The 7,347-nt window shown below is 39.2% G+C and carries 6 protein-coding genes and 1 pseudogene; 6 read left to right on the top strand and 1 reads right to left on the bottom strand.

Translation table 11 applies throughout. The features are described from left to right. The 3 genes from AC1DDX_RS22080 to AC1DDX_RS22070 form a co-directional block, all read left to right on the top strand. Positions 1-1,691: penicillin acylase family protein (locus AC1DDX_RS22080; protein WP_477622605.1), on the top strand; the 1,691-nt coding region annotated here is incomplete at its 5' end. 4 nt (positions 1,692-1,695) lie between these two features. Then, the gene (locus AC1DDX_RS22075) at positions 1,696-2,046 is read left to right on the top strand and encodes a hypothetical protein (protein ID WP_172660789.1); all 351 of its coding nucleotides are present in this window, start codon (positions 1,696-1,698) and stop codon (positions 2,044-2,046) included. Positions 2,047-2,075: 29 nt separating this feature from the next. Beyond that, positions 2,076-3,059 (top strand): LuxE/PaaK family acyltransferase, encoded by a 984-nt coding sequence (locus tag AC1DDX_RS22070; RefSeq protein WP_288883981.1) that lies wholly within the window; start codon positions 2,076-2,078, stop codon positions 3,057-3,059. An 8-nt stretch (positions 3,060-3,067) separates the two neighbouring features. On the opposite strand, the gene tyrS is transcribed toward AC1DDX_RS22070, so the two are convergent. Further along, a complete protein-coding gene (gene tyrS, locus AC1DDX_RS22065) occupies positions 3,068-4,354 on the bottom strand; it encodes a tyrosine--tRNA ligase (protein WP_337715715.1) in 1,287 nt (428 codons plus the stop codon). A gap of 104 nt (positions 4,355-4,458) precedes the next feature. On the opposite strand from tyrS, the gene AC1DDX_RS22060 reads away from it, so the two are divergent. From AC1DDX_RS22060 to AC1DDX_RS22050, 3 genes and pseudogenes are all read left to right on the top strand, one after another. Beyond that, complete coding sequence (locus tag AC1DDX_RS22060; RefSeq protein WP_337715717.1) at positions 4,459-5,145, top strand: ACP phosphodiesterase; 687 nt, start codon at positions 4,459-4,461, stop codon at positions 5,143-5,145. A gap of 71 nt (positions 5,146-5,216) precedes the next feature. Continuing rightward, positions 5,217-7,003 (top strand): annotated as a pseudogene (gene ligA, locus AC1DDX_RS22055) (NAD-dependent DNA ligase LigA). Positions 7,004-7,013: 10 nt separating this feature from the next. Then, positions 7,014-7,347, top strand: a 334-nt coding sequence (locus tag AC1DDX_RS22050; protein WP_477622604.1) for a dihydrodipicolinate synthase family protein, incomplete at its 3' end; no start/stop codon positions are given.

Below are 7,347 nucleotides of genomic sequence, written 5' to 3'. Positions count from 1 at the left end.
TTCCTACTCCGCCTGCTGATGCATTAAAGGAAATGACAACCGGAAATATAGAAACTAAACAAAAAGAAGAAGGAATTGGAAGTAATAACTGGGCCATATCAGGTGCAAAAACAAAATCCGGCTACCCTATTTTAGCAAACGACCCTCACCTTGATTTAACCCTTCCTTCTATCTGGTACCAGATTCAACTTCATGCTCCAGGTCTAAACAGCTATGGCGTATCATTACCGGGAGCACCGGGAGTAATTATAGGCTTTAACCAAAATATTGCCTGGGGAGTTACCAATGTAGCCGCAGATGTGCTGGATTTTTATGAGATCAAATTCAAAGACAATACCCATAAAAGCTATTGGTATAATAATGAGTGGAAAAATACCACAACCCGACTTGAAAAGATCCTGATAAGGGGTAGCAAAGCTGAAATAGACACCGTTTATTATACGCACCAAGGTCCGGTAGTTTATCTTCAGAAGCCAGAAAAGTTTTCTAAGGCTCAAAATATTCCTATCGGAAATGCACTAAGGTGGATTGCTCATGATAAATCTAATGAGCTTAAAACTTTCTATTTGCTAAATCGCGGCAAGAACTACAACGATTACCGCAAAGCACTTACTTATTATACGGCTCCGGCACAAAACTTTGTATTCGCTTCGGTTGATAATGATATTGCCATTACCGCAAATGGCAAGTTCCCACTAAAATGGAAAGATCAGGGTAAATTTATTATGGATGGTTCTGATCCTAAAAATGATTGGCAAGGATGGATTCCTGCTTCTCAAAACCCAACTGTTAAGAACCCTCCAAGAAACTTTGTTAGTTCGGCCAATCAATCATCTACCGATCAAACTTACCCTTATTACATTAACTGGGAATTTAGTCCGTATGAACGGGCGAAACGCATAAACGACAGGTTAACAGTAATGACTAACGCTACTGCCGACAGCATCAGAACGATGCAGACCGACACTTACAGCATCCATGCCCAAAATATCTTACCCGCTATTTTACCTTTGGTAGATGGCAGCAAGTTAAACGCCACACAAAAAGAAGGGTTCTCTTTAGTGTCTGCCTGGAATAAACATTACGATGCAAAAGAAGTTGCAGCAAGTATTTTTGATCTGTGGACCAAACGCATTCAATACAATATCTGGGATGATGAATTTAGTGTTGACGGTGTTCCAATGCGCTATCCTTCCAGAGACAGAACCGTACAACTGATTTTAACACAGCCAGATTCCAAATGGGTCGATAACATTAAGACACCAGAGAAAGAAACGTTAAGTGATCTTGTAAATGAGGCCTTTAAGTATTCATGCGATAGCCTGGAACGTAAATACGGGCCTATTGGCGAAAGATGGCAATGGGCCAACTTTAAGCATAGCAATGTTCCGCATCTGGCAAAAATACCGGGTTTCGGCTCTAAAACATTAATGATTGGTGGTGGTAAAATGACCATAGATGCATTAAGCGAAAGCAATGGCCCCTCGTGGCGAATGGTTGTTGAATTAGGAAAAACACCTAAAGGACATGGCGTTTTCCCGGGCGGACAATCGGGCAACCCTGGCAGTAAATTCTACGACAATATGATCGACACCTGGGCTAACGGCGAGCTGTATGACCTTTTCTTTATGCAATCTGTTGATGACCCATCGGCCAAAATAATCTCTAAATTAAAAATATCCAAAAAATAGCATCATGGTATTTATTGTAATTTTAATAGCCTCTTATTTACTTCAAATGGTTTTGCCCTGGTGGATAATCGTAGTGATTTCATTTGCAACATGCGGTTTAATTGGTAAAACAGGAAAGATATCTTTATGGTCGCCTTTTTTTGCGATCCTGCTCTTGTGGACAGGAATGGCTTTATTTAAAAGCTTACCTAACAACAATGTTTTAGCATTAAGGGTAGCAGGAATGCTTGGTGTAAGTTCATGGATATTGGTGCTGGCATTGAGCGCTATGCTTGGTGCATTTATAGCGGGAGTAAGCGGTTTTTGTGGTTATCATTTCAGAAAAGCTGTTCTAACCAAGAAAACCAATTCTTAATTAAAACTTTGTTGTGTATTTTTGCACACGTGAAAGATTTAATCGGGCAAATTTTCTCTATTGAGACTAAAGAACAGTTTGAAAAAGCATCCCTTGAAGTATTTAAACATCAGGCAAAAAATTGTTCAGTGTATTGCGAATACATATCTCATTTAAGGATTAAGCCTGAGGAGATATCTTCATCAGATCGTATTCCTTACTTGCCGATCAGCTTTTTTAAAAGTCATGAGGTACTAAGTTCTGCTGACGAAACTGAGATTATTTTTAGCAGTTCAGGCACTACAGGTATGTTGCAAAGCAGACATTTGGTTACCGATGTTAAAGTATACGAACAAAGCTTTAACCTTGCTTTTGAGCAGTTTTACAGCAAACCCGAACAAACATGTTTCCTTGCGCTACTGCCTTCTTATCTGGAACGGGATGGGTCGTCTTTAATCTACATGGTTGATGCGCTGCTAAAGCAAAGCAAACATAAAGACAGTGGCTACTTCTTGCACAATCATGATGATTTGTTCCAAAAACTAAAAAAGCTGCAAGCCTCTGGCCAGAAAACCATTCTAATTGGTGTTACTTATGCCCTGCTTGATTTTGTTGAGCAGTACAAAATAGATTTCCCCGAACTGATTGTAATGGAAACAGGTGGTATGAAAGGCAAAAGGAAAGAAATGGTGAGAGAAGAATTGCACGAAATACTTCAGAATGGCTTTGGCGTTAGTGCCATCCATAGCGAATATGGCATGACTGAACTTTTATCGCAAGCCTATTCTTATGGAAATGGAGTGTTTAATTGTCCTCCCTGGATGAAGATTAACCTTAGGGATACCAATGATCCTTTAAGTCTGATCGCAAACAACAAAACAGGAGGAATCAATGTTATCGATCTTGCAAACATCAATTCCTGTTCTTTTATAGCGACCCAGGATCTGGGCCGCGTATTTGAAGATGGATCTTTTGAGGTTCTAGGCCGTTTTGACAATGCTGATATCAGAGGCTGCAACCTGTTGGTAAATTAGCTTTCTGATTATTTAGCTATTATCAGATAATAGTTCTTTTTACCTTTTTGAACGATAATAAATTGATCATTCAATAGGTTTTCAGCATTAAAAACAGCCTGAGCATCACCAACCTTTTCTTTATTTACAGATACTCCGCCACCTTGTATCAATTTCTTCGCTTCGCCTTTAGAAGCAAAAACGCTCGATTTTTCGGCAAGCAATGTAGCGGCGTCAATTCCTTGTTCAAGTTCCGATTTTGAAATTTCAAATTGAGGGATACCTTCAAATATTTCTAAAACCTGTGTTTCATTTAAAGTTTTGAAAAACTCCAAAGAACCATTACCAAATAAAAATTCAGAGGTTTTAATTGCAGTTTCCAATGCCTCAACAGAATGTGTTCTGATGGTTATATCCTCGGCCAATGCTTTTTGAAGAACGCGCAAATGTGGCGCAGTGTCGTGCTCTGCCTCAAGGCTTTCTATTTCTTCTTGCGATTTAAGCGTAAAAATTCTGATCCATTTTTTAGTATCATCATCAGAAGCATTAAGCCAAAACTGATAGAATTTGTAAGGCGACGTTTTTGCTGCATCTAACCATACCGCCCCGCTTTCAGTTTTACCAAACTTAGTACCATCAGCTTTTTTGATCAGATTGGTAGTCACTGCAAATGCAGTACCGCCATCTTTCCTTCTGATGAGTTCTGTTCCGGTAACAATATTGCCCCATTGATCTGAACCACCCATTTGCACCAGGCAATTGTGGTGTTTCCACAAATAGTAAAAGTCATAACCCTGAATCAGCTGGTAGCAGAATTCGGTAAAAGAAAGTCCCGAATCACCTTCCAGTCTTCTTTTAACACTATCTTTTGCCATCATATAGTTTACAGTAATGTGTTTACCTACATCTCTGATAAAAGTAAACAGGTTCATGTCCTTGAACCAGTCATTATTGTTCACCATCACTGCACCATTACCTGTCGCTTCGAATTTCAAAAACTTAGAAAGCTGTTTTTTCATTCCGGCTAGATTATGTTCTACTGTGGCCTCGGTTTGAAGATTTCTTTCGTCAGATTTACCTGAAGGATCACCTACCATGCCGGTAGCTCCGCCTACTAGTGCATATGGCTTATGGCCGGCACGTTGAAAATGAATAAGCGTCATGATCTGAGTTAAATGTCCTACATGCAGTGAATCAGCAGTAGGGTCAAATCCTATATAACCTGAGGTCATTCCTTCATTCAATTTATCTTCAGTACCCGGCATGATGTCCTGTAACATGCCTCTCCAGCGTAGCTCTTCAACGAAATTGGTCATTCTTATATCCTTTTGCCGCAAATATAGGAAAACCTATGTTATCCTTTAAATTCAATACGCCTCAAAAACGCTTAAACTGAACAAAATTAGCTACTTTTAGGGCAATGAACTTTTTGTCGCATTTTTATTTTGAAAGAGACAATCATGATGCAAACATGGTAATCGGAGTTGTTTTGCCAGATTTTGTAAAGAATGCACAGAAAGACAGCAACTTATATCCGCTAAAAGAAAAACATCTTTTTGAATCTGATGCTGATGAAAATTCTATCCTTATTGGATGGGGCCGACACATTGCAGTAGATGCTGTTTTTCATTCATCGGAGTTTTTTAAATTACATACCAACACCTTAAAACAGATCATCTTACCGGCACTTCAAGATAGCCCTGTTAAGCCTTTTTTCCTAGCTCATATTGGTCTTGAGCTAGTGCTGGATCATTTGCTAACCATCCATGGAACAGTAAACATTAATACTTTTTACGAGCAGTTAGGCCAGGCCAATAAACAAGCAATAGATTCTTTTCTAAAAAAAAGTGGTGTACCAGACACAACGGTATTCTTTAAATTCCTGAACAGCTTTATTTCCAGCAGATACCTGTTTAGTTACCAGAAGATCGAGAACATCTCTTATGCCCTGAACCGCATTTGTATGCGTTTGTGGGACAGCCCATTTACAGAACCACAACTTGCATTATTAACAGATAAACTCTCTGTTTTTAAGACCAGTATTGAAGATGATTACATGTCTATATTCAGCGATGTGGAGCAACATTTAAAGGCTGGCAATCATTAGAATCCTCAACATCAAAAATATTTCATATAAATCTCAATTAGCTCCTAAAGCTAATTTGTATCTTCGCTTCTATGTCACTATTTGATATAAAAGATAAAATGGATGCATTGGTTAAGGAGCTTAACCAACACAGTTACAATTATTATGTATTGGCAATGCCTACCATTGCAGATTACGAGTTCGACAAAAAACTTGAGGAACTTGGCAAGCTGGAAAAGGAGCATCCGGAATTTGCAGATCCCGACTCTCCTACCCTGAAAGTTGGAGGCGAAATAACCAAAACATTTACCACTGTACCATTAACAATATCCCTCATAAATTAAAAAATGAAGAAGTACCGCCTCTGTTCGAGATCAGAGGTGAAATCTTTATGCACCGTGCTGCTTTTGAGCGCCTAAATAAGGAACGCGAAGAGCTTGGGGAGATCCAATATGCCAACCCAAGAAATTTTGCCGCAGGAACCGTAAAAATGCAGGACTCAAAAGAGGTAGCCAGACGCCCTCTTGACTGCTTCCTGTACTCACTAAATACCGATAAAAATTATTTTAAAACACATTGGGAAAGCCTGCAGACTTTAAAAAGCTGGGGATTCAACGTAAGTACCAATTCCAAACTGGTTAGCAACATTKACGATGTATTGTTGTTCATTAAGCATTGGGAAACCGAGCGTTTTAAACTATCATATGACATTGATGGCATTGTAATTAAAGTGAACAGCTATGCACAGCAACAGGAACTGGGCTTTACAGCTAAATCTCCACGCTGGGCCATTTCATTTAAATTCAAAGCAGAAGAAGTAGAGACCATACTGGAAAAGGTAACCTATCAGGTGGGCCGCACAGGTGCTGTTACTCCTGTAGCAAATTTAAAACCGGTGCAACTTGCCGGCACTACTGTAAAGAGGGCCACACTGCACAATGCAAATGAGATTGAAAGATTGGATTTGCATGAGGGAGATAGTGTGTTCGTAGAAAAAGGCGGAGAGATTATCCCTAAAATAATTAATGTGAACCTGGATAAACGCAAAGCCGGTGCACCTAAAATTATTTACCCTTCAGTTTGCCCTGAATGCCAATCGACCCTGATTAGAAAAGAAGGTGAAGTTGCCTACTACTGCCCTAATGATGAAGCTTGTCCGCCACAAATTGTAGGCAAGATCCAACATTTTATTGGCAGAAAAGCAATGAATATAGACGGTCTTGGCGACGAAACCATAGAAACATTTTATCAAAAGGGATTAGTAAAACACATCAGCGATCTATATACACTTCATGAAAAAGCGGAAGAACTGAAAACCTTAGACCGCTTTGGAGAACGTTCCATCGAAAATATGCTTAAAGGTATTGAGGAGTCTAAACAGATGCCTTTTGAAAAAGTATTGTTCGGATTGGGTATCAGGTATGTAGGCGAAACTGTAGCCAAAAAATTAGCTTTCGGCGCTAAAGACATCGAGAAATTATCGACAGCCAGTCTCGAAGAACTAACCGCAATAGATGAAATCGGACAGCGCATTGCAGAAAGTATCATTGAATATTTTGGAAATCCGGAACATTTACATCAAATTGGGCTTTTAAAATCCTACGGACTTCAATTTGAAGCTATAGAAAATGAAATTGCTTTACAAAGTGACAAATTAACTGGAAAAACATTTGTAATTTCGGGCGTTTTTGAAAATTATAGCAGAGAAGAACTTAAGGATCTGATAGAAAGCAATGGTGGCAAAATCTTAAGCGGCATTTCGGCCAAGCTTAATTATTTGCTTGCCGGCGACAATATGGGTCCGTCTAAACTGGATAAAGCGAAAAAACTAAATGTACCACTGATTTCAGAGGGTGATTTATTAGAGATGTTGAAATAATAACTAAACAATGAACAAATTTCATGGAACGGGTGTAGCACTGGTTACACCATTTAATGCAGATGGGTCAGTAGATTTTGACGGGTTGAAAAACCTGATCAACTACCTGATCGAAGGAAAGGTAGAATACCTGGTATCATTAGGTACAACAGGAGAAGCATCAACACTCAATAAGGACGAAAAAAAGAAGATCTGGGAATTTACAGCAGAAATAAATAATGGCCGTTTACCACTAATTGCCGGTATTGGCGGCAACGACACCAATGTTATAGCGCAAAACATAAAAGATTTTGAAGTAAGTGGTTACGACGCCATTTTATCTGCCAGCCCATACTATAATAAAC

The organism is Pedobacter sp. 10L46_2 (assembly GCF_056395165.1).
This window is presented reverse-complemented; position numbering and strand designations above follow the sequence as displayed.